The 26,468-nt window shown below is 68.5% G+C and carries 21 protein-coding genes and 1 pseudogene; 9 read left to right on the top strand and 13 right to left on the bottom strand.

Going from position 1 to position 26,468, the window contains the following annotated elements; all coding sequences use genetic code 11:
• Positions 1-12: 12 nt before the first annotated feature.
• The 8 genes from HWY45_RS03120 to HWY45_RS03085 form a co-directional block, all read right to left on the bottom strand.
• Positions 13-837 (bottom strand): transporter substrate-binding domain-containing protein, encoded by an 825-nt coding sequence (locus HWY45_RS03120; RefSeq protein ID WP_059563361.1) that lies wholly within the window; start codon positions 835-837, stop codon positions 13-15.
• A gap of 40 nt (positions 838-877) precedes the next feature.
• Entirely contained in the window at positions 878-1,948 is a 1,071-nt protein-coding gene (locus tag HWY45_RS03115; RefSeq protein ID WP_059884479.1) for an ABC transporter ATP-binding protein, read from the bottom strand.
• Between the two features lie 39 nt (positions 1,949-1,987).
• The gene (locus HWY45_RS03110; RefSeq protein ID WP_059884478.1) at positions 1,988-2,830 is read right to left on the bottom strand and encodes an ABC transporter permease; all 843 of its coding nucleotides are present in this window, start codon (positions 2,828-2,830) and stop codon (positions 1,988-1,990) included.
• The gene (locus HWY45_RS03105) at positions 2,827-3,747 is read right to left on the bottom strand and encodes an ABC transporter permease (RefSeq protein ID WP_059884477.1); all 921 of its coding nucleotides are present in this window, start codon (positions 3,745-3,747) and stop codon (positions 2,827-2,829) included. Before HWY45_RS03105 ends, HWY45_RS03110 begins: the two co-directional genes overlap by 4 nt.
• A 4-nt stretch (positions 3,748-3,751) precedes the next feature.
• Complete coding sequence (locus HWY45_RS03100; RefSeq protein ID WP_059884476.1) at positions 3,752-4,849, bottom strand: ABC transporter substrate-binding protein; 1,098 nt, start codon at positions 4,847-4,849, stop codon at positions 3,752-3,754.
• Between the two features lie 162 nt (positions 4,850-5,011).
• Entirely contained in the window at positions 5,012-6,505 is a 1,494-nt protein-coding gene (locus HWY45_RS03095) for an aldehyde dehydrogenase family protein (RefSeq protein ID WP_330996086.1), read from the bottom strand.
• The gene (locus HWY45_RS03090) at positions 6,481-8,175 is read right to left on the bottom strand and encodes a 5-guanidino-2-oxopentanoate decarboxylase (protein WP_081069885.1); all 1,695 of its coding nucleotides are present in this window, start codon (positions 8,173-8,175) and stop codon (positions 6,481-6,483) included. Before HWY45_RS03090 ends, HWY45_RS03095 begins: the two co-directional genes overlap by 25 nt.
• Before the next feature lie 348 nt (positions 8,176-8,523).
• Positions 8,524-9,474, bottom strand: a complete 951-nt coding sequence (locus HWY45_RS03085) for a LysR family transcriptional regulator (protein ID WP_059884474.1) — start codon at positions 9,472-9,474, stop codon at positions 8,524-8,526.
• A 125-nt stretch (positions 9,475-9,599) separates the two neighbouring features.
• Between HWY45_RS03085 and HWY45_RS03080 the strand changes: the two genes are divergently transcribed.
• The 6 genes from HWY45_RS03080 (at position 9,600) to HWY45_RS03055 (ending at position 17,278) form a co-directional block, all read left to right on the top strand.
• A complete protein-coding gene (locus tag HWY45_RS03080; protein WP_059884473.1) occupies positions 9,600-10,244 on the top strand; it encodes a glutathione S-transferase family protein in 645 nt (214 codons plus the stop codon).
• 33 nt (positions 10,245-10,277) lie between these two features.
• Positions 10,278-12,338, top strand: coding sequence for a pyridoxamine 5'-phosphate oxidase family protein (locus tag HWY45_RS03075; protein ID WP_059884472.1), 2,061 nt, complete (start codon positions 10,278-10,280; stop codon positions 12,336-12,338).
• A 182-nt stretch (positions 12,339-12,520) separates the two neighbouring features.
• Entirely contained in the window at positions 12,521-12,724 is a 204-nt protein-coding gene (locus HWY45_RS03070; protein WP_059563352.1) for a DUF2970 domain-containing protein, read from the top strand.
• Between the two features lie 423 nt (positions 12,725-13,147).
• Positions 13,148-15,382, top strand: a complete 2,235-nt coding sequence (locus HWY45_RS03065) for a TonB-dependent siderophore receptor (RefSeq protein WP_059884471.1) — start codon at positions 13,148-13,150, stop codon at positions 15,380-15,382.
• 33 nt (positions 15,383-15,415) lie between these two features.
• Positions 15,416-16,051: a nicotinamide riboside transporter PnuC gene (pnuC, locus tag HWY45_RS03060; protein ID WP_059563350.1), complete on the top strand. Its 636-nt coding sequence runs from the start codon at positions 15,416-15,418 to the stop codon at positions 16,049-16,051.
• Positions 16,052-16,075: 24 nt separating this feature from the next.
• Entirely contained in the window at positions 16,076-17,278 is a 1,203-nt protein-coding gene (locus tag HWY45_RS03055; protein WP_059884545.1) for a phosphotransferase enzyme family protein, read from the top strand.
• Between the two features lie 51 nt (positions 17,279-17,329).
• Here the strand turns inward: HWY45_RS03055 and HWY45_RS03050 are convergent, their stop codons facing one another.
• Positions 17,330-18,622, bottom strand: a complete 1,293-nt coding sequence (locus HWY45_RS03050) for an O-acetylhomoserine aminocarboxypropyltransferase/cysteine synthase family protein (protein ID WP_059884470.1) — start codon at positions 18,620-18,622, stop codon at positions 17,330-17,332.
• A 156-nt stretch (positions 18,623-18,778) separates the two neighbouring features.
• Here HWY45_RS03050 and HWY45_RS03045 point away from each other — a divergent pair, with 156 nt between their 5' ends.
• Positions 18,779-19,447, top strand: coding sequence for an O-methyltransferase (locus tag HWY45_RS03045; RefSeq protein WP_059884469.1), 669 nt, complete (start codon positions 18,779-18,781; stop codon positions 19,445-19,447).
• A 27-nt stretch (positions 19,448-19,474) separates the two neighbouring features.
• Here HWY45_RS03045 and HWY45_RS03040 read toward each other — a convergent pair whose 3' ends face one another.
• Both HWY45_RS03040 and fabF read right to left on the bottom strand, forming a co-directional pair.
• Positions 19,475-20,977, bottom strand: a complete 1,503-nt coding sequence (locus tag HWY45_RS03040) for an XAC2610-related protein (protein WP_230946908.1) — start codon at positions 20,975-20,977, stop codon at positions 19,475-19,477.
• Between the two features lie 472 nt (positions 20,978-21,449).
• Positions 21,450-22,718 carry a beta-ketoacyl-ACP synthase II gene (gene fabF / locus HWY45_RS03035; RefSeq protein WP_059884467.1) on the bottom strand — a complete coding sequence of 423 codons (1,269 nt, stop codon included), beginning with the start codon at positions 22,716-22,718 and terminating at the stop codon, positions 21,450-21,452.
• 179 nt (positions 22,719-22,897) lie between these two features.
• Here fabF and HWY45_RS03030 point away from each other — a divergent pair, with 179 nt between their 5' ends.
• Both HWY45_RS03030 and HWY45_RS36700 read left to right on the top strand, forming a co-directional pair.
• On the top strand, positions 22,898-23,929 hold the full coding sequence (locus tag HWY45_RS03030) for an AraC family transcriptional regulator (protein WP_059884466.1): 1,032 nt from the start codon (positions 22,898-22,900) through the stop codon (positions 23,927-23,929).
• Positions 23,930-23,955: 26 nt separating this feature from the next.
• Positions 23,956-24,048: pseudogene (locus tag HWY45_RS36700) on the top strand (ATP-dependent protease); the annotation flags it as partial.
• A gap of 275 nt (positions 24,049-24,323) precedes the next feature.
• Here the strand turns inward: HWY45_RS36700 and HWY45_RS03025 are convergent.
• Both HWY45_RS03025 and HWY45_RS03020 read right to left on the bottom strand, forming a co-directional pair.
• On the bottom strand, positions 24,324-25,139 hold the full coding sequence (locus HWY45_RS03025; protein WP_059884465.1) for a nucleotidyltransferase domain-containing protein: 816 nt from the start codon (positions 25,137-25,139) through the stop codon (positions 24,324-24,326).
• Positions 25,140-25,190: 51 nt separating this feature from the next.
• Positions 25,191-26,414 (bottom strand): RtcB family protein, encoded by a 1,224-nt coding sequence (locus HWY45_RS03020; protein WP_059884543.1) that lies wholly within the window; start codon positions 26,412-26,414, stop codon positions 25,191-25,193.
• Positions 26,415-26,468: the final 54 nt, after the last annotated feature.

The raw sequence follows: 26,468 nt of genomic DNA, 5'->3' as shown, positions 1-26,468 counted from the left end.
GCGCGGCGCGCATCACAGGTCCGCCGGCAGTGCCGCGTGCAGCCACTTCTGCGCCAGCGCGTTGAGCGTGCCGTTCTTCTTCGCGCCGGCGATCGCGTCGTTGACCTTCTGCATCAGGCGCGGCTCGTTCTTGTTCAGGCCGACGTGATCGGGCGAGCTGAACAGCGAGAACTTCTGCTCCGGATCGATCGACGGGTGGCGCGCGATGATCGTCGCGCCCACGTCGTTGCCGACGACGAGCAACTGCGCCTGCCCCGACAGGAAGGCGGCAATCGCGCCGTTCGGATCGTCGAAGCGCTTGATCGTCGCGGACGGCGGCGCGACCTTGCTCACGCTCAGATCCTCGAGCGTGCCGCGCGCGACCGCGACCGATTTGCCGGCGAGATCGGCGGTGCCCTTCACGGCGAGCGTTTTCGGGCCGAACACCGCGAGATAGTACGGCGCGTACGCGTTCGAGAAATCGATCACCTTCGCGCGCTCCGGCGTCTGGCCGACCGACAGCAGCATGTCGGTCTTGCGGTCGGCGAGGTAGGCCATCCGGTTGTCGCCGGTCACCTGCACGAGTTCGACCTTCGCGTTGAGCGCCTTGCCGATCAGGTTCGCCATGTCGATGTCGTAGCCCTGCGGCTTCATGTCGGGGCCGATCGAGCCGAACGGCGGGTAGTCCTCGAACACGCCGATGCGCACGACGCCGGATTTCGCGATCGTGTCGAGCGCGTCGGCGTGCGCGGGCGGCGCGAAGGCGGCAAGGCTCGCCGCGCCGGTGCAGGCGGCGACGAGCGCGGTACGGGCGATGAGGCGCCGCACGAGGCGGGCGGCTTGGGTCGATGCGTTCATGGTGAGGTCCTTGTTGCTGCGCTGGGGGAAAGAAGGGGCGTCAGGCGCCGCGTGCGGCGATCAGCTTGCACGCGTGCGCGGGCAGTTCGGCGAACACGGGCATGCCGACGTGCAGGTCGGGCGTCTCGCGCGGCGTCGTCGCGGCCGTCAGCGTGAAGCCCCGGCAATCGATCGTCGCCTCGATCGACGCGCCGACGTCGCGGACGAACGTGATCGTGCCGGCGAGCGCATTCGGCGCGGCGGGCGACGACGTCGGGCGCACGCAGACGTCCTCGGGGCGGATCAGCAGGCGCACGTCATGCGCCGCACGGCGCGCGGGCGACCCGGGCCGGATGGCGAGCCGCTGCCCGCCCGGCAGGACGATCGCGTCGTCGCCGTCGCAGGCAACCGGCAGGATGTTGCCGAGGCCGATGAAATCGGCGACGAATTCGTTGACGGGATCGCGATAGATGTCGAGCGGGCGGCCGACCTGCTGGATGCGGCCTTTCTCCATCACGACGATCTCGTCGGCCATCGTCATCGCCTCGCGCTGGTCGTGCGTGACCATGATGGTCGTGATGCCGAGCCGCTGCTGGAGCAGCCGGATCTCGACCTGCATCGCCTCGCGCAGCTTCGCGTCGAGCGCGGACAGCGGCTCGTCGAGCAGCAGCAGGCGCGGCGACGATGCGATCGCGCGCGCGATCGCGACACGCTGGCGCTGTCCGCCCGACAGCTGCGTGACGAGCCGATCGGCCATGTGCGGCAGCTGGATCAGCTCGAGCAGCTCGGCCACGCGCCGGGCCTGCGCGGCCTTGGCCGTCTTGCGCAGCCGCAGCGGGTACGCGATGTTCTGCGCGACGCTCATGTGCGGAAACAGCGCGAGCGACTGGAACACCATCCCGAAGTCGCGCCGGTTGGCCGGCACGTGCGTGACGTCGCGGCCGGCGAACGTGATGGTGCCGGAGGTCGGCCTCTCGAGGCCGGCGATGATCCGCATCAGCGTGGTCTTGCCGCAGCCCGACGGGCCGAGAAAACAGACGAGCTTGCCGTCCGGCACCGACAGGTCGACGTGGTCGACCGCATGCGTGTGCTGGAAGCGTTTCGTCACGTTCTGGAGGATGAGCTGGGTCATGAGGGTTCCTTGCACGGGCGAGGGCGGGGCGGCGCGCGCTCAGAGCGCGATGCCCTTGTCGCCGACGAGTTTTTCGAGCAGCCAGATCAGCGCGAAGTCGATCGCGACCGTGAACACCGCGAAGCAGAACACGGTCGGGTCGAGCGACGACACGGTGCGGCTGTAGAGCCACACGGGCAGCGTCATCGTGTCGATGCTGTACAGGAAGAACGTCACCGTGAATTCGTTGAACGACACGATGAACGCGAACAGCATGCCGGCGAGGATGCCCGGCCGCATCAGCGGCAGCACGACGTCGACGAGCGCGCGGCCCGGGCTTGCGCCCATCAGGCACGCGGCTTCCTCGAACTCGGGGCCGATCGACGCGACGGACGCCGCGCAGTTCTTCACGGTGAACGGCAGCGTGAGGATCACGTGCGCGACGACGAGCCGCAGCGTGCCGAGCTCCACCGGCAGCAGGTTGAACACGAGCAGCAGCGCGAGGCCCAGCATCACCAGCGGATAGACGATCGGCAGCGCGACGAGCTGCTCGACGAGCGCCTTGCCGCGGAACCGGTAGCGCGACAGCGCGTAGGCCGCGGGCACCGATACGGCGGTTGCGATCAGCATCGTCGCGAGCGCGACGACGAGGCTGGTCGTCAGCGCGGCGCCCATCGACAGCGAGCCGCCCGCGTCGTTCGACACGAAGGTCTGCCACGCGGCGCGATACCAGTGCAGGCCGAACTGGCGCGGCGGAAATTCGAGGGTGTCGGACGTGCCGAACGACATCGTCACCATCGTCAGGATCGGCAGCGCGGCGAGAAACAGCACGATCGTCGCGCACAGGCTCGTCGCGCGTCCCAGGCGGCCGGGCATCGGCGCGTGCAGCGGCAGGGCATTCATCGGGTCACCTCGTCGATGCGTTGCAGGTTGCGCGCGAGGCGCTGCGAGACGGCCATCACGACGAGGGTCGCCGCCATCAGCACGACGCCCGACGCCGACGCGGCCGGCCAGTTCAGGAGCGGCGCCACCTGGTCGTGGACGAGCACCGCCAGCATCGGCACGCGCCGGCCGCCGAGCAGCAGCGGCACCGCGAACGCGCTCGCGTTGTACGCGAACACGAGCAGCGCGCCCGACACGAGCCCCGGCATCGCGAGCGGCAGCGTCACGTGGCGCAGCGTTTGCCAGCGCGACGCGCCGAGCGTCGCGGCCGCCTCGTCGTAGCTGCGCGACACCGCGCGCAGCGCGCTCGACAGCGGCAGCACGGCGAGCGGGAACGCGGTCTGGATCAGGCCGAGCAGCACGCCCTGTTCGCGGTACAGCAGCTGCAGCGGCCGCCCGATCACGCCGGCCGCGAGCAGCGCGTGATTGAGCAGGCCGGCCGGGCCGAGCATGATCAGCCAGCCATAGCCTTGCAGCAGCAGGTTGACGAGCAGCGGCAGCAGCACGCCGGCGAGCAGCAGGCGGCGCGCGAGCCGCGATTCGGCGCGCGCCATCGCGAGCGCGACGGGGATCGCCAGCAGCACCGCGCAGACCATGCTCGTGAATGCGAGCCGCAGCGTCAGCCACAGCGATTTCAGGAAATACGCATCGGCGAGATCCGCGTAGTTCTGCAGCGTGAACGCGCGCCATTCGTTGCCGGATACGCCGACGCTCATCCGCAGCACCGCGAGCGACGCGGCGACGAGCACGGCGAGAAACGCGAGGATCGGCGCGAGCAGCAGCCACGGCGGCACGCCGGGCAGTGCGGGCGCGCCGGCGGGGCCGGCGCCGCCGCCGGCGGCGAGGGCGCCCGCATCGCGGGAGGGAAGCGAGGACATGGCGTCAGGCCGAGAACAGGTCGGTATAGCGCTTGATCCAGGCCGGCTGGACGACGGCGAGCGCCTTGTCGTCGTGCAGCACGGCCTTCTCGGCGATCTGCTGCGGCGACGGCACGAACGCGCGGCTCTCGGCGGGAATCACGGCCTTCGCGTTGACCGGGCCGTTCAGCACGTCGGCCGCCATCCGGCCTTGCACGCCCGCGTCGAGCGAATGATTGATGAACGCGTGGATCAGGTCGAGATCGCCCGGATGCGCCTTCGGAATCACCGTGAACATCAGTTGCGTCGCAAAACCTTCCTTCATCCCGTACGTGATGCCCATCCGGTACTCCGGCTTGCGGATCTGGGCCGGCAGGAACGCGGGCGAGTAGAGGCCGCCGATGTCGAGCGAGCCGGTGCGGAACAGGTCGGCCACCTGGTTCGGGTTTTCGCCGAGCGTCATCACGCGGTCCTTGAGCTGCGCGAGCTTCCTGAAGCCCGGCTCGATGTTCTGCTGCGAGCCGCCCGCGAGCTTCGCGGCGATGATCGCGAGATCGACGGCTTCCGCCCACTCGGGCGGCGGCAGGAACAGGCGGCCCGCATATTTCGGATCCCACAGCGCCTCGTAGCTCGACGGCGCGGTCTTCACGGTGGACGTGTTGTAGATCAGGCCGTCCGACCACAGCAGGTAGCCGATGCCGAAGCCGTTCGCGCCCGTGCGGTACTGCGGCGCGACGTCCTTCAGGTTCGGCAGCCGGTCGAGGTCGGGCTTCGCGAGCAGGCCCGCGTCGGCGAGGCCGGCCGCGCCGACCCCGGCCAGCGTGATCACGTCGTAGGTCGGCCGCTCGCCCGCGGCCTTGACCTTCGCGACCATCCCCGACGTGCCGTCCGCGCGATCGGCGATCACGCGTGCGCCGGTCTTCTTGCTGAAGGTCTCAGCGATGTTGCGCAGCGCGGCCGCGCCGGTATCGTCGGACCACGTCAGCAGGCGCAGCGTCTTGCCCGCGAAGCTGCGCTCCTGGGCATTCGCAGTCCTGATGAACGGCATCGGAAGGGCGGATGCGGCGAGCGCCGTGCCGAGCGTTTTGATCACCTGCCGTCTTCCCGCCTTGAAGTGTTGCATGGCCGTCTCCTGATGAACGATGCCGGGTGGTTCGATGCCGCTCGCCGATCGGCGGTGCGGAGGGGTGAATGCACTGTAGGGAGGTCAAATTTCCGCAACAAACGAAATCTCTGCATGCGCGGCATGACATAAACTCATGCACCGGTGGCCCGGCGGCCGGCCTCAGCAGGCCGGCATCATCACCTGCTTCACTTCCTGGAATGCGGCCAGCCCGAACGGGCCGAGCTCGCGCCCGACGCTGCTGCGCTTGTAGCCGCCCCATGAGGTTTGCGGATAGATGATCTGCGGCGTGTTGATCCACACGACGCCGGCTTCGAGCGCGTCGGCGGCCCGCTTGCCGCGCGCCGTGTCGCGCGTGACGACCGTCGCGACGAGCCCGTATTCCGTGTCGTTGGCGGCGGCGATCGCATCGTCGTCGGTGTCGAATGCGCGCACGCACAGCACCGGGCCGAAGATCTCCTCGCGCCATAGCGCACTGTCGGCCGGCACGTCGGAGAACAGGGCCGGCCGGATGAAGTAGCCGGGGCCGTCCGGCGTGTCGCCGCCCGTGACCAGGCGTGCGCCGCCGGCCTTGCCTTGCGCGATGTAGCGCTTCACGCGTTCGTACTGCGCGCGGTTCGTGAGCGGCCCCATCTGTACGCCGGGGGCGAACGGCGGGCCGACGACGGTCGCGTCGATCCGTTGCGCAACGCGCGCAATCAGCGCGCCGGCGAGCGGGGCGGCGACGAGCACGCGCGACGTGGCCGAACACATCTGCCCGGCATTGAACAGGCCGCCGCCGGCCACCAGGTCGACGGCGAGTTCGAGATCCGCGTCGTCGAGCACGAGGATCGACGACTTGCCGCCGAGTTCGAGCCCGACGCCCTTGATCGTGTCGGCGGCAGTCTTCATCACCTGGGCGCCGACGGCGGTGCTGCCGGTGAACGACACTTTCGCGACGAGCGGATGCGCGCACAGCCGCGCGCCGACTTCGGCGCCGGTGCCGGTCACGACGTTCAGCACGCCCGCCGGCAGGCCCGCTTCGGCCGCGATCGCCGCGAGCGCGAGCTCGGGCAGCGGCGTGACCTCGGACGGCTTCAGCACGACGGTGCAGCCGGCCGCGAGCGCGGGCGCGAGCTTCCATGCGGTCGTCACCATCGGGAAATTCCACGGCACGATCAGCGCCGCGACGCCGGCCGGCTCGCGGCGGATCCATGCGCGATGCTCGGGGCCCGGCAGCGCGACGGCGGTTTCGCCGTCCGTGTCGAGCTGCTCGGCCAGGCCCGCGTAGTAGTCGAAGGTGGCGATCACGTCGCCGACATCGAGCTGCGCCTCGGCGAACGGCTTGCCGTTGTTCAGCGACTGCAGCGTCGCGAGGCGCGTGCGCTGCGCGTCGACGCCGCGCGCGATCGCGCGCAGCAGCGCGGCGCGCGCGGCGCCGGTCGTGCGTTTCCAGCCGGGGAACGCGCGGGAAGCGGCCTGCACCGCGCGTTCGACATCGACCTCGCCGCCTGCGTCGACGTCGGCGATGACCGTTTCGCTCGACGGATCGATGACGGGCAGCGTGGTGCCGCCGACACTGCGGCGCCACGCGCCGTCGATGAACAGTTGCGTGTGCAGCGGCGGATCGAATCGGAGATCGGCGGCCGGATTCATCGCTGCACCTGCTCGAACCATGCGGCTTCGTCGATTTCGATCACGGTCGGGATCGTGCGCGCCGCTGCGTCGTGCAGCTCGCGCGCCAGCGCGTCGGGCGTCGCGGCAGCGTGCGCGGCGCAGCCGAAGCCGCGCGCGAGCGCGAGGAAATCCGGCGTGTACGGATCGACGCCGACCGGCGTGATGTCGCGCGCCACCATGTATTTGCGGATCTCGCCGTAGCCGCGGTTGTTCCACACGATCACGATCACCGGCAGGCCCGCCTCGACCGCGCTCGCGAGTTCCGGCAGCGTGAACTGCAGGCCGCCGTCGCCGATCAGGCAGACGACGGGGCGCGCGGGCGCCGCGAGCTTCGCGCCGATCGCGGCGGGCAGCCCGTAGCCGAGCGTGCCGTAGCCGGTCGACGAATTGAACCAGCTGCGCGGCGCCGGCGCATCGTGCGTGAAGTTGCCCACGTAGACGGGGCTCGTCGAATCGCCCGCGACGATCGCGCCGGGGAGTGCCGCGACGATCGTGTCGATCAGCCGCGCCTGCGCGCGCGCCGGGCCGTCGTAGCCGGCGGCGACCGCGGCGCGCACCGCCGCCACGCGCGCGGCGCCCCAGCCGGCCTCGGGCGCGGGCGCCGGCAGCTCGTGCAGCCGTGTCGACAACGCGCCGAGCGCCAGCCGGGCGTCCGCGGCGATCGCGAGGTCCGCGCGCAGGTTGCGCATCAGCTGTTGCGCGTCGATGTCGATGCGGATCAGGCGGCCGTCGATCGCGAAGCCGCCGTCGAACGCGACGTCGTAATCCGTTTCGCCGAGCTCGGTGCCGACGGCGAGCACCACGTCGGCGTCGCGGATCATCGCGCGCGTGGCCGGCAGCGACTGCGTCGAGCCGATCAGCAGCGGATGGCCGGCCGGCAGCAAACCCTTCGCGTTGATCGTCAGCGCGACCGGCGCGTGCAGGCGCTCGGCGAGTTCGCTCAACTCGGCCGCCGCGTGTACCGCGCCGCCGCCCGCGAGGATCAGCGGCCGGCGCGCGTGCGCGAGCAGCTCGGCGGCCGTCGCGAGCGCATGCGCGTCCGGCGCGGGTTTCGCGGGCCGTGCGGCCGGGATGGCCTGCATGTCGTGCGCCGGCATGACGATCACGTCGAGCGGAATCTCGATGTGCACCGGCCGCGGGCGCGCGCTCTCGAACACCGCGAACGCGCGCGCGAGGACTTGCGGCAGGTCGGCCGCGTCGAGCAGCGTGTGCGAGAACGCCGTGAGCCCCGCGAAGACGTCGCGCTGCGACGGCAGCTCGTGGAGGCGGCCGTCGCCGCTGCCGAGCTCGCGTCGCGCGTTGACGCTCGAGATCACCAGCATCGGAATCGAATCCGCGTAGGCCTGCGCCATCGCGGTCGCGATGTTGGTCATGCCGGGCCCCGTGATGATGAAGCAGACGCCGGGCCGGCCCGTGACGCGCGCATAGCCGTCGGCCATGAAGCCGGCGCCCTGTTCGTGGCGCGGCGTGACGTGGCGGATCGACGACGCGGCGAGGCCGCGGTAGAGCTCGACGGTATGCACGCCGGGAATGCCGAACACACATTCGACGCCGTGGCGTTCGAGCAGGCCGACGAGGGCTTCGCCACAGGTGCGGTGGCGGGCCTTGGGCGGTTCGGCCGTGGCCGCGCGGGCCTCGGCGACGCGGACAAGCGGTTCCGGATGGTTCATGGGTCGTGACGTGCCGGTTAGGAGTGGGAAGCGCCCCACGCGCAACGGAGGGGCATGGAGCCGATTGTCGTCGTCGATCCGGGCCGCCAACAATCGATTAGTTCTCATGGTGCGCATGAGCTTTGCGCATGGTGGGGGTGGGGCGTGAAGGGGCGGGGAAGCGGTCGGCCGGGTAAGCGCAAGTGGATGCCGGTGCGCGGCCTGGGAGGCGGGCGCCTCGATTGATGTGAGGAAAACGACGCGACGCTCGATATCGCGATGCTTCGTTTCAGCGCAAGCAAACCGAAAATTCATTCGCATGCGCGTGCTGCTGCGCGCCGATCGAATGTCGGCCGCGCACGGCGCGATTCAGCCGGCCGCGCGCTTCGTTTTCGATGCCCGCGCCCCCCGCGCCGGCGCTTCGCCGATCTTCTCCCGCATCGCATCGATCAACGCGTGCACCTTCGGTGACGGCAGCCGCGTCGACGGGAACACCGCGTGAATCCCCGCCGGCGGCGAGCGCCACGCGGGCAGCAGGCGCACGAGCCGGCCCGCGGCGACGTCGTCCGCGATCGAGAAATCGGTCAGCAGCCCGAAGCCGCCGCCCGCCAGCGCGATCGCGCGGCACGCGGTCGCGGTGTTCGACACGACGTGCGCGGTGCAGCGCACCGACGCCTTGCCGCCGCGCGCATTCTCCAGCTCGAGCGTCTGCGGGCGCGGCAGCGTCGACAGCATCACGAACGGCAGCGCGGCCAGCGCCGCCGGGTCGCGCGGCAGCCCCCAGCGCGCGACGAACGCCGGGCTCGCGACCGGCCATTTCTCGTAGTCGCCCAGCCGCACCGCGCGGTAGTTCGAATCCGCGAGCCGGCCGATGCGGATCGCAACGTCGATGTTGTCCGCGACGAGGTCGACGAGCCGGTCGTTCGCGATGAGCTCGACGTCGAGCGCCGGATGCGCGTCGCGCAATGCGACGATCGCCGGCGCGACCACTTGCGCGCCGTAGTCGATCGGCGCGCTCACGCGCAGCGTGCCGCGCAGCGGCCCCGTTTCCGACGACACCGCGTCGAGCGCGCTTTCCGCCGCGCGCACGATGTCGCGGCACGCGTCGTAGAACGCGCGCCCCGCGTCGGTCACGGCCAGCCGCCGCGTGGTGCGCACCAGCAGGTTCGCGCCGACTTCCGATTCGAGCCGCTGCATGTGCGTGCTGACCACCGTCTTCGCGAGGCCGAGCCGTTCCGCCGCGGCCGTCAGCGAGCCCGCTTCGACCACCGCCACGAAAACCGCGAGCCGGTTCAGGTTCACGTCGCGCAGATCCGCCATCGTCGATTGTCCTGTCAAAGAGGAAGATGTTTCCACGATTATCCGTCTTCTGGCGACGCACGGCGCGCGTTACGCTGGGCCGTGCGTCGCCGATTCCCGGCGGCGCCCGTTTCTGGAGTGTTTCAATGCCTGCTGCCGACAAGCCGTCCGCGCCGATCCGCGTGTGGTCGTTTCCGCTGTCCGGCCACGCGCATCGCGTGCGCCTGTTCCTGTCGCTGCTCGACGTGCCGTTCGAAACCATCGACGTCGACCTGCGCGGCGGCGAGCAGCGCCAGCCGGCGTTCCTCGCGCTGAATCCGTTCGGGCAGGTGCCGGTGATCGACGACGGCGGCACCGTGCTGTGCGATTCGAACGCGATCCTCGTCTATCTCGCGAAGCGCTACGGCGACGCGCACTGGCTGCCCGACGATCCGGCCGGCGCGGCGGCCGTGCAGCGCTGGCTGTCGCTCGCGGCGGGGCCGATCGCATCGGGCCCGGCCGCGGCGCGGCTCGTCACCGTATTCGGCGCGCCGCTCGATCACGATGCGGCGAAGCGCACCGCGCTCAGGCTGTTCGACGCGATCGACGCCGAGCTGGCGCACAAGCCGTTCGTGGCCGGCACGCGCCCGACCATTGGCGACGTCGCCGCGTATTCGTACATCGCGCATGCGCCGGAAGGCGGCGTGTCGCTCGACCCGTATCCGCACCTGCGCGCATGGCTGGCGCGCGTGGAGGCGCTGCCCGGCTTCGTCGCGATGCCCGCGACTCGCGCCGGCTTGCTGGCCGCGTAGCGCGCCGGGTCAATTTCCTCAGGAGTGCAAGCGATGACCGCGCCGACTGCCGTGATACCGGGCTGGGAGCTGGACGTTTCGCCGTTTCATGCGGGCGAGCTCGCCGTGCAGCGGCAGGCGGGCGTCGCCGATGCGGCGGCCGCCGTCGGCCAGCGCGGCATCCGGCGCTTCATGCCCGACCAGCACCGCACGTTCTTCGCGCAATTGCCGCTGTTCGTGCTCGGCGGCGTGGATGCGAGCGGCCAGCCGTGGGCGACGCTGCGCGTCGGCGCGCCGGGCTTCGTGCGCTCGCCCGACGCGCGCACGCTGCGGATCGCGGGCGACACGCCGCCCGGCGATCCGCTCGCCGATACGTGGCGGCCCGGCGCGCCGCTCGGCGGGCTCGGCATCGAGTTCGACACGCGGCGGCGCAATCGCGTCAACGGCGTCGTGCAGGCCGTCGACGGCAATGCGCTGACGATCGCCGTCGAGCAGAGTTTCGGCAACTGCGCGAAGTACATCCAGGGGCGCGTGCCGACGGTCGCGCCGCGCGCGGCTGGCGCGCCGCATGCGATCGAACGGTCGGCCCGCCTGAGCGACGCCGAACGTGCGCTGATGTCGCGCGCGGATACGTTCTTCGTCGCGAGCGCGAACACGTCGGCGGATGCGGGCGCGGCGCGCGGCGTGGACGTGTCGCATCGCGGCGGGATGCCGGGCTTCGTGCGCGTCGACGATGCGACGCTGACCACGCCGGACTTCAGCGGCAACCGCCTGTTCAATACGCTCGGCAACCTGCATCACGATCCGCGCGCGGGGCTGCTGTTCATCGATTTCGAGCGCGGCGATCTGGTGTATGTCGCCGCGCTGGCCGAGATCGTCTGGGACGGGCCGCTCGTCGCGTCGTTCGACGGCGCGCAGCGGGTCGTGCGGTATCGCGTGCAGGAAGTGCGGCGCAGCCCGGCGGCGCTGCCGTTGCGCTGGTCGCCGGTCGAATGGGCGCCGCAGTTCGCGGCGCGCGTGGGGCAGGGCGGTGCGGGGGATGCGGCTTCGTCGCCTGTGCCGGCATCGACCGTAGCAGGACAGGCATGGCGGCCGCTGCGCGTCACCGGCATCGTCGACGAAGCGCACGCGATCCGCTCGTTCCACTTCGAAGCGGCAGACGGCGGCGCATTGCCGTCGTACGAAGCCGGACAGCACATGCCGATCCGCGTCGCGATTCCGGGGCGCGATACGCCGGCGATGCGCAGCTACACGCTGTCCGCCGCGCCCGATGGCCGCCGCTACCGGATCACCGTCAAGCGCGAGGGCGTGGTGTCGGCATGGCTGCAACACCATGCGCGGATCGGCGCGACCGTCGACGCGCAAGCGCCGCGCGGCCTGTTCACGTTCGACGCGGCGAGCCCGCGCCCGGCCGTGCTGATCTCGGCCGGCATCGGCATCACGCCGATGATCGCGATGCTCGGCCAGGCGCTGGCCGGCGACCACCCGGCGCGGCGCGTGTATTTCGTGCATGGCGCGCGCACGGCGGCCGACCGGCCGTTCGCGGCGGAACTGATGCGCCGGGCCGCCGCCGATGCGCGCTTGTCGCTGCACTGGTTCGACAGCCGGCCGGGTGACGATCAGAGCGGGATCGCGCAGCCGGGCCGACTCGATGTCGCGCAACTGAAGCGCATCCTGCCGTTCGACGACTACGACTTCTACCTGTGCGGGCCGTCCACATTCATGCGCGATTTGTATGAAGGCTTGCGCGCGCTCAACGTGGCGGACGAACGCATCCGCTTCGAGGCGTTCGGGCCGTCGAGCGTGACGCGCCGGCCGGCCCGCGCGGCCGGTGTGGCGACCGGCGACGTCAAACAGGTCGCGTTTCGCCGTGCGGGGCGCGAAGCCGCATGGGCGCCCGGCAGCGGTACGTTGCTCGAGCTGGCAGAAACGCACGGCATCGCGGCACCGTTCGAATGCCGCTCGGGCGCATGCGGCACGTGCGCGACGCGCGTGCTGTCCGGGCAGGTCGATTACGTGCACGCGCCGGATGCCCCTGTCGAGCCGGGCTGTGCATTGCTCTGCGTCGCACACCCGGCTGCCGGCGCCGAAGAGCCGCTGGTGCTCGATCTCTGACCCGCCTGCGGCACCATGCCGCGGTGCCGCGCGGCGTGGCCGAACGCGCCCGAACCCGCGGATTCAGGCGTCGACGGGCGGCACGCGATGTGCTGCCCGAAAAGCGTTCGCAACTGCTTCTTTTTTCACGTGCCGATCGGATCGACCATCACGTCAACCGATACGTAGAAAGGAGCAAAACCATGAAACTGCTCGGCATGATCCGCCTGGTCCTGTGGAGTTTCTTCGGCGTGCGCAACAGCAAGGCGCACGCGAAGGATCTCGCGAACGTCAACTTCACGATGCTGCCGTTCGTGGCCATCATTCTCGCCGTGCTCGTCGGGGCGGTGATCTACGGCGTCGTGCATCTGGTCGCCGAGCCGACGTCGACGATGCAGGGTTTCTGAGCGCGCCACCGTCCCCGGGGCGCCACGCGCGCCCGGAACCGGCGGTCGCGCCGCCCGGCCACCGCGCCACGCAATCGACTCCGCCAACCCCTCCCGCCGTTCCCCCTCCTTTTCCCGCTCCGGCCCGATTCCCCGGCCGCCACCCCCGCACGGGGTAAAATGCGCGCCGCAACGCGTTGCGCGCCCGGGCGTCGCGATCGGGCCACGGCGCTGCCGCCGCCCGCCGCGCGACATGCCGGCGGATGCCCGTCGCGCATGCGACGAACCGGCGACGCGCGCCCGCGTGCCGCCCGGCGCGGCACCGATCCGACTTCCCCTGATGCGTATTCCGGACCGATCGGCAGGCCCATGGCCTCGTCGCCGGCCGGCGCGCATCGGCAGGCGGCTTCGACAGATTGAGCGGCGAGTTTCAGATCCGGAAAGATGAAAGTGAACAGAACAACTGCGTCGCCCGCACGGCGGCGGCGCGCGTGCGTCGGCATGGGGCTCGGCATGACGCTTTTCGCCGTGCAGGCGGGCGCGGCCACCGGCGACGTGCCGGGCGCGGCCTCGAATGCGGACGCGCCGGCCGGCGCCGCCACGCTGCCGGCCATCACGGTGAGCGGTGCGCGCGGCACTGCGCTGCGCGCGCGCACGGCCTCGGTTGCCGGGTACGACGACGCGCCGCTGCACGACACGCCCGCGTCGGTCAGCGTCGTGACCCGCGCGCAGATGGACGACCAGCAGACGAAGCGGCTCAGCGACGTGGTGAAGAACGATGCGTCGGTCAACAACGCATACGCGCCGGTCGGCTATTTCGAAGGGTTTGCGATCCGCGGCTTCCCGGTCGACCTCGCCAGCGCGATCCGGATCGACGGCCTGACCGTGTCGGGCGAGCAGAACGTGCCGCTCGAGAACAAGGAGCGCGTCGAGATCCTGAAGGGGCTGGCGGGCATCGACAGCGGCGTCGTCGCGCCGGGCGGCGTGATCAACTTCGTGACCAAGCGCTCAGCGAACGTCGCGAGCGTGACCACGGGCGTCGACAGCCGCGGCTCGACGTCGGCCGCGGTGGATCTCGGCCGGCGCTTCGGCGTCGACAACCAGTTCGGCATCCGGATCAACGCGGCGAAGGAGAACATGCACTCGTACGTCGACGGGGCAAACGGCCGCCGCACGTTCGGGTCGATCGCCGCGGACTGGGACATCAGCCCGCGCGCGAGCCTGCAGCTCAATGCCGAGTTCCAGCAGTGGATCCAGCGTTCCGCGCCCGGCTACCAGTTGCTCGGCGGCACCGTCGTGCCGTCGGTCAAGACGACGTCGAAGGCGCTCGGCACGCAGCCGTGGGCGAAACCGCTGACGACCGATGCGCTGAATCTCAACGCGCGCTTCGACTACCAGTTCAACGACGACTGGAAAGCCTATGTCGCCGCGGGCCGCAGCCGCACGATGATCGACGACAACAGCGCGTTCGCGTACGGGTGTTCGTACGCGGCGAGCTGCGCGGCCGGCAACACGTCGCCGTTCTTCTTCGGCGCGAACGGCGATTACGACGTGTACGATTTCCGCAGCCCGGGCGAATACCGCCGCAACGACGACGTGCGCGCGGTGGCGACCGGCAAGTTCGCGACCGGGCCGCTGCGCCACGAGCTGACCGTCGGCACGAGCGTGCAGCGGCGCGTGGTGCACATGGCCGACGCCGTGTACGACTATGTCGGCAGCGAGAACATCTACGGCCCGGACACCACGTTCGCGCCGTCCTCGAACGTCGCGGGGCCGTCGTATCCGCGGCTCGACGCGTGGCAGTACGCGGTGTTCGGCGTCGACCGGGTCAGCATCGGCGATCACTGGCAAGTGCTCGCGGGCGGCAAGGAAGTGCTGCTGCGGCAGCGGAGCTGGAGCAGCCTCGACGGCCCGCAGACCCGCACCGACCGCTCCGTGTTCCTGCCGCAGGTTGCGCTGGTCTACAAGCCGGTGAGCGCGCTGTCGCTCTATGCGTCGTACAGCAAGGCGCTGTCGCTCGGTGATCAGGCGCCGGTGCGCGCGAGCAACGCGTACGCGTTCCTGCCGCCGGTCGAATCGCATCAGGTCGAAGTCGGCGCGAAGTACGACTGGCTCGATCGCTTGAGCCTCACGGCCGCCGTGTTCTCGATCAGCAAGCCGTTCCAGTTCGCGCAGCCCGACGCGTCGAACAGCAGCTACACGTTCGTGCAGCGCGGCACGCAGCGGCACCAGGGGATCGAGCTCGGCGCGGCGGGGCAGCTCACGCGGCGGCTGTCGCTGACCGCGTCCGTCGCGGCGATTCGCGCGCGGGCGTACGATTCGGGCTCGCCGGCCTACGAGGGGCATCAGGTCATCAACGTGCCGGCACTGCGCGCGTCGCTGTATGCGGACTATGCCGTGCCGGGCGTCGCGGGGCTCGACGTGCTCGGCGGCGTCGACTACAGCGCGAGCCGCAACGCGAACGAGGAGGGCTCCGCGCGGGTGCCGTCGTGGTTCGTGTTCAACCTCGGCGCGCGCTATGCGACGAAGATCGACGGGCACCGCACCGTGCTGCGCGTGTCGGTCGACAACCTGTTCAACAAGTTCTACTGGCGCGACGCGGGCGAGCAGCAGGGCGACGCGTACCTGTTCGCCGGCGCGCCGCGCACCGCGCGCATGTCGTTGACGGTCGATTTCTGAGTGCCGCGCCGACTACACTGGAGAGTACGAACGATGTCCACCCTTGAAATCGCCGGCGTGATCGTCAGCGCGCTCGCGATCTGGCTGACCGCGAAGCGGCGCATGCTGTGCTGGCCCGTGGGGCTCGCGTCGGTCGCGCTGTACGGCTGGATCTTCTTCGACGCGAAGCTGTATTCGGACATGCTGCTGCAGGGCGCATTCGCGGTGCTGCAGGTGTATGGCTGGCGGCGCTGGCTCGCGCAGCGCGACGGCGCGGTGGCCGGCGATCACGCAGCGCACGGCGCGGTGGTGCCGGTCAGCGGCGTCACCGCGACGAAGGTGTTGCCGGACCTGCTCGCGGCGGTGGTGGGCAGCGCGCTGCTCGGCGGCATCATGGCGCGCTGGACCGATGCCGCGCTGCCGTTCGTCGACGCGTCGCTGACGGCGTTCAGCCTCGTCGCGCAGTACTGGACCGCGCGCCGCTACATCGCGTCGTGGGGCCTTTGGATCGTCGTCAACGTGGTCTACGTCGGGATGTTCATCGTCAAGGAGCTGTACCTCACCGCGGGGCTGTATGCGCTGTTCATCGGGCTTGCCGTCGTCGGCTGGCGCGACTGGCGCAACGCGGCCGCGGCGGTTCGGGCGGCGGCGGGCGCCGCGGTGCTCGCGCCGCGCGAACGCGGGCTCTGATTCGTTTCCGGAGGAATGTCGCCGATGTCCAATCCGACCGAGCCGACCGCGCTGGCGGCCCATGCCGCGGCCGACGCGGTCGCGCCGCCGCAGTTCGGCGTCGACGGCGAGCAGGCCGAACGCGACTGGCCGCTGATCACGCGCGACGAGGCCGCCGCGATCCTCGCGCGGATCGACGGCGCCGGCGCGCCGGCGCGGCTCGCGTGGCACAGCCCGCGGCCGTTTTCGGCGGCGGTGCTGGTGCATACCTCCAGCGGCCGCGCGCTGTTCGTGAAACGCCACCACGTGCGGATCCGCGACGTCGCGGGCCTCGAGGAAGAGCATCGGTTCATCGCGCACCTGCGCGGGCACGGCATTCCGGTGCCCGACATCCTGGCGGACCGCGACGGCGCGACGGCCGTGACGCTCGGCGACTGGACCTACGAAGTGCATGCGGTCGCGCCGGGCGTCGACGCGTATCGCGGCGTGATGTCGTGGAAGCCGTTCATGCATGTGTCGCATGCATACGAGGCCGGCGGCGCGCTCGCGCGGCTGCATCGCGCGGCGGCCGGATTCGACGCGCCGGCGCGGCCGGTGCGGCTGCTGCTGTCGAGCTTCAGGGTGCTGTCGTCGGACGATCTGCCCGGCGCGCTCGAACGCTGGGTCGACGCGCAGCCGCTGCTGGCGCGCGCGCTGGCCGCGCGCAACTGGCGCGACGACATCGCGGCCGCGATCGGCCCGTACCACGCGCGCTTCGCACCGCTGCTGCCCGCGCTGCCGCCGCTGTGGACGCATGGCGACTGGCATGCGTCGAATCTGCTGTGGAGCCATGGCGAGCCCGGCGCGCAGGTGCGCACGGTGCTCGATTTCGGGCTGTCGGACCGCACCTGCGCGGTGTACGACATCGCGGTCGCGATCGAGCGCAATGCAATCGACTGGATGGCGCCGGCGGATGCGCGCCGGATCGAGTACGCGCAGATCGATGCGCTGCTCGACGGTTACGAATCGATCACGCCGCTCAGCGATGACGCGTACGCGGCATTGGTGGCGCTGCTGCCGATCGTGCACACCGAGTTCGCGTTGTCGGAGGTCGCGTATTTCGACGGCATCGTCGGCTCGCCGGAGACGGTCGATGTCGCGTACGACGGCTACCTGATCGGGCATGCGCGCTGGTTCGGCGAGCAGGACGGGCGGCAGTTGCTCGCGTGGCTGGCGAATCGCCGGCGGGCGCGCAACGCGCGGGCATAAGCCGCGCGCGAGCGGCGGCGCGCTGCCCGCCGCCGGCGCACGCCTGCGTCGTCAAAGCTGCGCGAGCGCCTGGCCGAGATCCGCGATCAGGTCGTCGATATGCTCGATCCCGATCGACAGCCGCACGGTTTCTTCCTTCACGCCCGCCTTCGCGAGTTCCGCCGGCGACAGCTGCCGATGCGTGGTCGACGCCGGATGCGTCGCGAGCGATTTCGTGTCGCCGATGTTGACGAGCCGCGTGAACAGCTTCAGCGCATCCTGGAACTTCGCGCCGGCCGCGCGGCCGCCGCGCACGCCGAAGGTCAGGATCCCCGGCGCGCGGCCGGACAGGTAGCGCGCGACCAGCGCATGATCCGGATGATCGGGCAGCCCCGCGTAATTCACCCACTCGACCTGCTCGTGACGCGCGAGGTGCTGCGCGATCTTCAGCGCGTTGTCGCTGATGCGCTCGACGCGCAGCGCGAGCGTCTCGATGCCCTGCAGGATCTGGAACGCGTTGAACGGCGAGATCGCCGCGCCCATGTTGCGCAGCGGCACCACGCGCGCGCGGCCGATATACGCGGCCGGGCCGAATGCTTCGGTGTAGACGACGCCGTGATAGCTGACGTCCGGTTCGTTGAGCCGCTTGAAGCGATCCGCATGCTCGGCCCACGGGAACTTGCCGGAATCGACGATCGCGCCGCCGAGGCTCGTGCCGTGCCCGCCGAGATACTTCGTCAGCGAATGCACGACGATGTCCGCGCCGTGCTCGAACGGTCGCAGCAGGTATGGCGACGGCACGGTGTTGTCGACGATCAGCGGGATGCCGTGCCGATGCGCGATGTCGGCGAGCGCCGCGATGTCGGTTACGTTGCCGAGCGGATTGCCGACCGATTCCGCGAAGATCGCCTTCGTGCGCGCGTCGATCAGCGGCGCGAACGACGCCGGCTCGCGCGGATCGGCGAAGCGCGTCGTGATCCCGTATTGCGGCAGCGTGTGCGCGAGCAGGTTGTAGGTGCCGCCGTACAGCGTGCTCGCCGACACGATGTTGTCGCCGGCTTCGGCGATCGTCAGGATCGCGTTGGTGACGGCCGACTGGCCCGACGCGAGCGCCAGCGCGCCGACGCCGCCCTCGAGCGCGGCGATGCGCTGCTCGAGCACGTCCGTCGTCGGGTTCATGATCCGCGTGTAGATGTTGCCCTGCACCTTCAGGTCGAACAGGTCGGCGCCGTGCTGCGTGTCGTCGAACGCGTAGGCGACGGTCTGGTAGATCGGCACCGCGGCCGCGCGCGTGGTCGGGTCCGGGCGATAGCCGCCGTGCACGGCGATGGTTTCGAGGCGCCAGGAAGAGGCCCGTTCGGTCATGGTGTGCTCCGTCTGTTGTTGTGATGGTTCGAGGTCCGGCCGATTATAGGAGCGGCCGGGTGCGGACCTTAGAACGATTGGTTCGTTGCATATTCGTTGCGTGTCGGCGCGCGCGGCATAGAATGCCTTTTTCCTCAGACGAAAGGAAGGTGCGCGATGAATCAGGATCTGTGGACGCAGATGGACGCGTATTTCTCCGCGACGCTCGTGCCGTCGGACGACGCGCTCGATGCCGCGCTGGCCGCAAGCGACGCGGCCGGGCTGCCGGCGATCAACGTCGCGCCGAACCAGGGCAAGCTGCTGCAGCTGCTCGCGACGATTCGCGGCGCGCGGCGGATTCTCGAAGTCGGCACGCTTGGCGGCTACAGCACGATCTGGCTCGCGCGTGCGCTGCCGCCGGGCGGAAGGCTCGTGACGCTGGAGCTGAACCCCGAGCACGCGAAGGTCGCGACGCAGAACATCGCGCGCGCCGGGTTCGCGGAGGTCGTGTCGGTCGTCGTCGGCAGCGCGAAGGACAGTCTCGCGCAGCTCGTCGAAGCGGGCGCGGAGCCGTTCGACTTCATCTTCATCGACGCGGACAAGGAAAACAACGCGGTGTATCTGGACGCGGCGCTGAAGCTGTCGCGCCCGGGCACGGTGATCGTCGTCGACAACGTCGTGCGGCAGGGGCGCGTGGCGGATCCGGACAACCACGATCCGGACGTCGCCGGCGTGCGCGAAGGGTTCAGGTTCACCGCGGCGCAACCGCGCCTCACGACGACGGCCGTGCAGACCGTCGGGCTGAAAGGGTGGGACGGGTTCGCGATTTCGATCGTCGGGGAGTAGTGAGCGGGCGTCGGGCGCGCCCACCGGTCATGGTCGCCCCGGGTCCGTCTCGCTGCATTGTTCCTGGTCGTCACGCAGCACGATCCGGCGAATCCGCCCACGGTCGTAGAAGGGCACTTCGGGACAGAAGCGCGGCCCGCCAGCGGTCTGTGTGCGCTTCCACTTGACTGCCTCGGTGCGCACGATCGTGGGTGCATGGCCCGCCGCACCGGGCTTCCAGATATCGACATGCGTGCGCGCCAGAAAGGATGGTTCGCCGATGTCGCATCCCTTGAGATCGCGGATCGTCGACTTCAACCCGGTGGCGGTCTGTTCGATGCGTTGCGGATAGTCGATGTAGCCGTCGCCGTACTCGGGAATGACGTAGCAGTAGCGGCGCGTATCGCCGTCGAGAACGGGCAGGATATGGCTGCTTTGCGTGTCGATCTCCGTCACGTCGTTGCCTTGCCACCGGTAGGTCGTGACGCCGTGGTCGCAGCAGCTCGCCCGCCAGCTCGTCCAGATGATCCGGTGCACCGGGTCGTAGCCCGGCGACGTGATGTCCTGCAGCTTCGGCGGCGCGTCGACGAAGCGCCGCGTCTTCGGATCGAAGAGCCAGGTCTGGTACGGAATGTTCGGGCTGGCGCCCAACGACTGCGCAAGCATCAGGTCGGGCCAGCCATCGAAATTCGCGTCGACGATCTCCGGCGTGAACAGGCCGCATGGGCCGACGGAAGCAGTCGCCAGCGTTTGCACGAGCCGGCCCTTGTCGTACAGGCGGATGGCCGAGACGCTTGCGGAATCGCTACAGCGGCCGTCGCTGGGCACGCCGTGCGCGACGAGCCGGATCTCGTATGGAAACGGCTTGCCGGTACGCGTTTGAGATAGCGCGACAGGAAGCATTCGCTTGCCGTCGGGAGAGTGCCAGGTGCCGGCAGCTGTTTCATCGAGCGCGCTCATGTCCCAGCTGCCGGTGGCGCGATCGGGATTCGAACGTGCGCCGATGTCGCGCTCGGCCAGCTGGGCGCGCCGCGCGTCGAATTTGCCTTCGAGCGTCAGGCGATTGCGCTTGTCGAGCGTGCACGGCAGATAGCAGTACGTGCCGGACACGGCGTCGCCGGTGCGCGTCAACGCCACCTCGACGCGCTTCGTGCCGACCGTGCCGGACCACTCGCGGATCCAGAACGGAAGTTCGACGGTGTCGGCGGGTTGCGGCGTTGCGGAGGCCGCCGCGGCCGCATGCAGGCCGGTGAGGGCGCACGTGGCCGCGATGGCGCGGGACAGGATGGTGCGCCAGCGGTTGAGGCGGAAAGATGCCGATCTTGGCGGCGATTGGTCGGATGCCGGGTGGTGCATGTAGCGATTTCTCTCGATGTTGTTGTTTGCGCGGTCGGTGAAGCGGGCAGTTTGCCATTGGACTGGCGATCCGCAATGTAACGTCAGCGCGCGTTGCGTGTCAGGTGTACGAGGGGATGCCCGTATTGGTGTCGGTCGAACTGCGGCCTTCGGCGAGCGTTGTGGCGCCGAGGTGAACAGGCCGCCGAGGTGCACGGGAGACGTACTGCGACCAAAAAAGTTCGTTGTGGATTACCGGCGAACGTGGGGGGGAGAGCATCGGCGATCGGCCATGAACGGCCGCCCGATCGAACTCTCAGACGGGCATTCGGGCGTCGGCTCTCGCCCAGACAACGGACCATCTCCCGACGGTAACGCTCGCAACGTGATCGGAGATAGCCAACGTTTACCCACCACGCCGTTCGAGCATCGTCAAGGATAAGAGGACTCCCTTGCGCCAGGCTGATCTCTTCTCCTCGCAGCCGAGTCTTCCAACATAGCAGGCTCGCGCAGACATTGGCCTCCGGAAAAATCATCAACTTACTTCGCATTGCCCTTGATTGGAAATGAGACCAAGTGGCATCAGATTTCATCGGCGAGCGTGTACGGTCAGGCGATATACCTATTCTGAATCGGCCAATGGCGCCATGGCCTGCGATCGAGCTCTTCCTTTAGCTCGCAGCCACGATCAAAGTCGGCCGAATACCAAGCTGGCATTGACGCCCCCAAAACCAAAGCCATTGGAGATCGCATATTCCGTCGATATCTTGCGGGCCGTACCGCTGACAATGTCGATGCCTTCCGCGGCCGAATCGGGCTCTGTCAAGTTCAGCGTGGGCGGCGCAAGCTGATCGCGCAGAGCAAGCACGGTGAAAATCGCCTCCACACCGCCCGCCGCCCCGAGCAAGTGTCCCGTCGAGGACTTGGTGGCTGATACGGCCGGACCTCGACCCGTCCCGAATATCGCCTTGATGGCAGCCAGTTCACTGATGTCGCCGACCGGCGTGGACGTCGCATGGGCGTTCAAATGCCCGATCAGCCCGGGTTCGAGATTCGCCTGCCGGATTGCCAGTTCCATCGCTCGCTTTCCGCCGGCGCCGTCTTCGGGCGGCGACGTCATATGGTGTGCGTCGGCGCTGGTGCCATAACCGAGCACTTCTGCAATCGGAGTGGCGCCGCGCCGCAATGCGTGCTCAAGGTCTTCGATAACGAGCATGCCGGCACCTTCTCCCATGACAAAGCCATCTCGTCCAGCATCGAACGGGCGGGATGCCTGCGTTGGACGGTCATTAAAGCCCGTGGACATGGTTCTCGCAGCGGCGAATGACCCCAGGCTGACGCGATCGATGCAGGCCTCGGCTCCGCCACACACCGCAATATCGGCTTCACCGGCACGAATGAGGCGCGCAGCGTCGCCGATGGCCTGTGCGCTCGCGGCACAGGCCGTCACCGGCGCGCCGAGGGGACCACTGAAGCCGTGGCGGATGGAGATGTGGCCAGCTGCCATATTGGCCAGGAAACTGGGAACGGTGAAAGGAGACAGGCGCCTCGGCCCGCGGTTATCCGTGATCCTGACCGCTTCCACGATCGCCCCGAACCCGCCTACGCCAGATGCCACAATGGTTGCCGTCCTTTGACGAGCGCCTTCAGTCTCAGGTTGCCATCCGGCGTCCTTCAATGCCTCTTGCGCCGCGCTCAGCGCAAACAGACTGAAGCGGTCCATCTTCTTCTGGTCCTTGGGTTCAACTGCGAGGCCCGGATCGAATCCCCACGGGCAGCCGGACGTCAACATGGGCACGACGCCCCCGACCTTTGTTGCGATGCCTTCCGTGATGTCGTCAGGCAAACCGGCCAAGCCTGAATGACCCTTCAAGAGACGGCTCCATACGGATTCAATCTCACATCCCAACGGCGACACGATACCCATTCCGGTCACGACAATGCGTCTCGAATTCAAACCAAAACTCCTATTTCGATAGACGAAGAAATGCAGCCAGTTATTGGCACAATGCGCCATCTGGCAATTACAGGGGGCTTGAGGAATTCCGGAACTCGCGTGCAGTATAGGTAGACTGGAAGCAAAAAATTGGCGCATCGCGCCAATCGATATGCGAAGTGCGCCATAATGCGCGGACCATGAACCTGTCCCGCCAAAGCCCGCTCACGCTTTCCGCTCACTTCTTGCACGGGATGCTGCGCGTCATTCGCACCCGTCACGGAGAAGACGTGGCGGCGAAGGCACTCGCAAGCGCCGCCATCCCCCGGTCCCTGCTCGATCAGCCTGATGCACGAATGACACGCGAGCAATATGTCGCGTTGTACCGGGCGGTTGCGGCGAGACTCGATGACGAGATGCTGGGACTTTGGTCCAGGCCAATCCGGGGCGGCACGTTAAAGTACCTCATGCTCAGCTTGCTGGACGCGCCTACCGTGCTGGTCGCGTTCAATCGATTTGTGCGCTTCTGGAATCTGCTGCTCGATGACTACCGGCTGCTGATTTCTACGAAGAACAATCTGGTGCGATTAGCTCTGGTGGAAAGGATGTCCTGCACGCAGGTCACGCCACTCGGACATGAGTTGATGATGAAGCTGGTTCATGGCATAGCCTCATGGTTGCTCGGCAGGGAGATCATCCTGCACCGTGTCGAGTTCAGTTTCGCGAGGCCGAGGCATGTGGACGACTACGCGTTCCTGTTCCCTGGCGCAGTGCATTTCGATACACGGGTGACGAGTATTTATTTCTTGTACCAGGACTGCGCGGAACCGTTCAAACGCGAGAAGCACGAGCTATGGGCATTCCTGAAACGTGCTCCGGGAGACTGGACGTTCAGTGCATTTCATCACGGCTCCATTGTGGCCAAGACGCGGGAATATCTTGAACAGAACATCGCGCGGGCGGTGACGATACAGGATCTTGCAGAAGCATTGCACACCTCCGTACGCACGCTCAACCGTCGGTTTGCAGAGGAGGGCACGCATTTCCAGCTGGTGAAAGACGGGCTGCGACGGGATATTGCAGTTCATCGGCTGACAAACTCAAATACGAGCGTGGCGGTGCTGGCATTTGATCTCGGCTTTTCCGATGCCACCGGCTTTTGCCGCGCATTCAAGCATTGGACCGGCAGCAGTCCTTCCGACTATCGCAAGGGCAGCCGTCAAGGTGAGTGACGGGAAATTGATATGTTTCGACATCGATGCTGCGCAATGACGACAGCGATGCGCTTTGGGCGGAAGCCAACCGGCAGCGGAGCGCGCTGGGAACCGGTGAAGTGCGCGGAGATCTCTGACCATTGCCTGCCATTGGGGTCTCAAGTCGTGCTGGATGCGGGGCTAGAGGCAGGTCGGTCACGTGGTACGCCGGACTCTCGGTTGCTGCAACCGATCCGCTAAAGGAGGACAAGCTTTCGGATCTTCGGAACAAGTGACCGTTGTGCGCTGACGCCTGCACCTCGTTGGTGCAACCGCTCGACCGGCAGCAACGGGTCGGTAAGCGACCTCGACGGAAATCCGCGATGAACCAAAAAAGCGGCGCGATGCCCTGAAGCATCGCGCCGCTCACGCATCACCGGCCTTCGAGCGCATCCAGCATGAACGCATCGAGCATGGCGACATCCCCCCACGGCCGCTTGTATTCGCGATCATGCTCGGCATCGGCGAGCATCGACTCGACGAGCGTGTGGATAGCGGGCCGCCGCGGCCCATACTCCCCTTCGCCCGCCCGCATCTTCAGCTCGAGCAATGCATCGAGCTCCGCGAGCACCGCCGGTTCGTGCACGGTGCCCGCCACGAGATCCGCGAACCGCATCGGCGGCATCCCGAGCCCCATGTCGATCCAGCGCACCGCGAGCAGCGGCCGCAGCACATACAGGTACTTCTTGTAGCGTACCGTCTCGCCTTGCAGATACCCGCGAAAGTTCTTCTTCGCCATCGACAGGTAATGATGCCGCCCGCGCATCGGTGAAAAGAACGCGTTGGCGAGCGCTCTGAGCCGCAACGCCAGCAGCGCGTCCTCGCGATACACGACCGGCGAATCGAGCCATTCGAGCAGCGTCGGGTTCGAGCGATGCAGCAGTTGCAGCGCCTTGCACAGTTCCCAGCCGCTCACATCGAGCTCGTCGTCGAGCGGCCGCTCGATCACGTCGCGTTGCGGCTCGACGCGCAGATACCAGTCGCGTCGGTGCACGTAGACGAAGCGCACGTCGTAGTCGCTGTCCGGCGATGCAAACCCCCAGCCGCGGCTGCCCGATTCGCACGCGAACAGCACCTTCACGTCGTTGCGTCGTTCGACATCGTCGAGTTCCGCGAGCACGCGCTCGCGCACGGCCGGGTCGACCGGATGTGCGCTGCGCACGGTTTTCATGTCTTCTTCTCGTTTCATCTTGTTCTCTCGTATTGCGCGCGGCCGCCCGGCCTTCGGCCGCGCCCCGCGCTATCCCTTCACGCACACCACCTGCCGCAGCGTATGCACGACCTCGACGAGGCTGCGCTGCGCGGCCATCACCGCGTCGATGTCCTTGTAGGCCATCGGGATCTCGTCGACCACGCCCGCGTCCTTCCGGCATTCGACGCCCTGCGTCGCCTTCACCTGGTCCTCGACCGTGAAGCGGCGTTTCGCCTCGGTACGGCTCATCGAGCGCCCCGCGCCGTGGCTGCACGAACAGAAGCTCTCCGGATTGCCGAGCCCGCGCACGATGAAGCTCTTCGCGCCCATCGAGCCCGGAATGATCCCGAGCTGCCCCTTCTGCGCGGACACCGCACCCTTGCGGGTCACGAGCACGTCCTCGCCGAAGTGGCGCTCCCGCTGCACGTAGTTGTGGTGGCAGTTCACCGCGTGCTCGTCGATGCCGAACGGCTTGCCGATCACGCTGCGCGCCGCCTCGATCACCGCGTCCATCATCACCTGGCGGTTGCGTCGCGCGTAGTCCTGCGCCCAGCCCACCGCTTCGACGTAGTCGTCGAAGTGCCGGCTGCCCTCGGTGAAATACGCGAGGTTGCGATCCGGCAGGTTCGCGATGTGCTGCCGCATGTCGGCCTGCGCGAGTTCGATGAACAGGCTGCCGATCGCGTTGCCGACGCCGCGCGAGCCGCTGTGCAGCATGAACCACACGCTGTCGTTCTCGTCGACGCACACTTCGATGAAGTGGTTGCCGGTGCCGAGCGTGCCGAGATGCACGTAGTGGTTGGTCTTCTCCAGCTTCGGATACTTGTCGACGATCCGGCGGAACCCCGGCGCCAGCACCTTCCACATCTCGTCGACCTGCTGCGGCGCACGGTTGCCCCATGCGCCGGGATCGCGCCGGCCCGGCGCGCGGCCGTGCGGCACCGCGCGTTCGATCGCGCTGCGCAGCCCGGCCAGCGAATCCGGCAGGTCCGACGCGGCGAGCGTCGTGCGCGCGGCCATCATCCCGCAGCCGATGTCGACGCCCACCGCGGCCGGAATGATCGCGCCTTTCGTCGGAATCACGCTGCCGATCGTCGAGCCCTTGCCGAGGTGCACGTCCGGCATCACGGCGACGTGCTTGAAGATGAACGGCATCTGCGCGGTGTTGCGCAGTTGCGCGCGCGCATCTTCCTCGACGGCGACGCCTTGGGTCCACATCTTCACCGGCTTGCCGTGCGCCAGTTCCATCACTTGATAATCCAGTTCATTCATTGCCTTCACCTGCATTCGTTATCTATCGCGCGGCGCTCGTGCGCCGCGCCGCCG

It is taken from the genome of Burkholderia stagnalis (assembly GCF_902830275.1).
Lineage (GTDB): Bacteria > Pseudomonadota > Gammaproteobacteria > Burkholderiales > Burkholderiaceae > Burkholderia > Burkholderia stagnalis.
The sequence above is the reverse complement of the archived record's forward strand: the minus strand, read 5'-3'. Positions and strand labels throughout refer to the sequence as shown.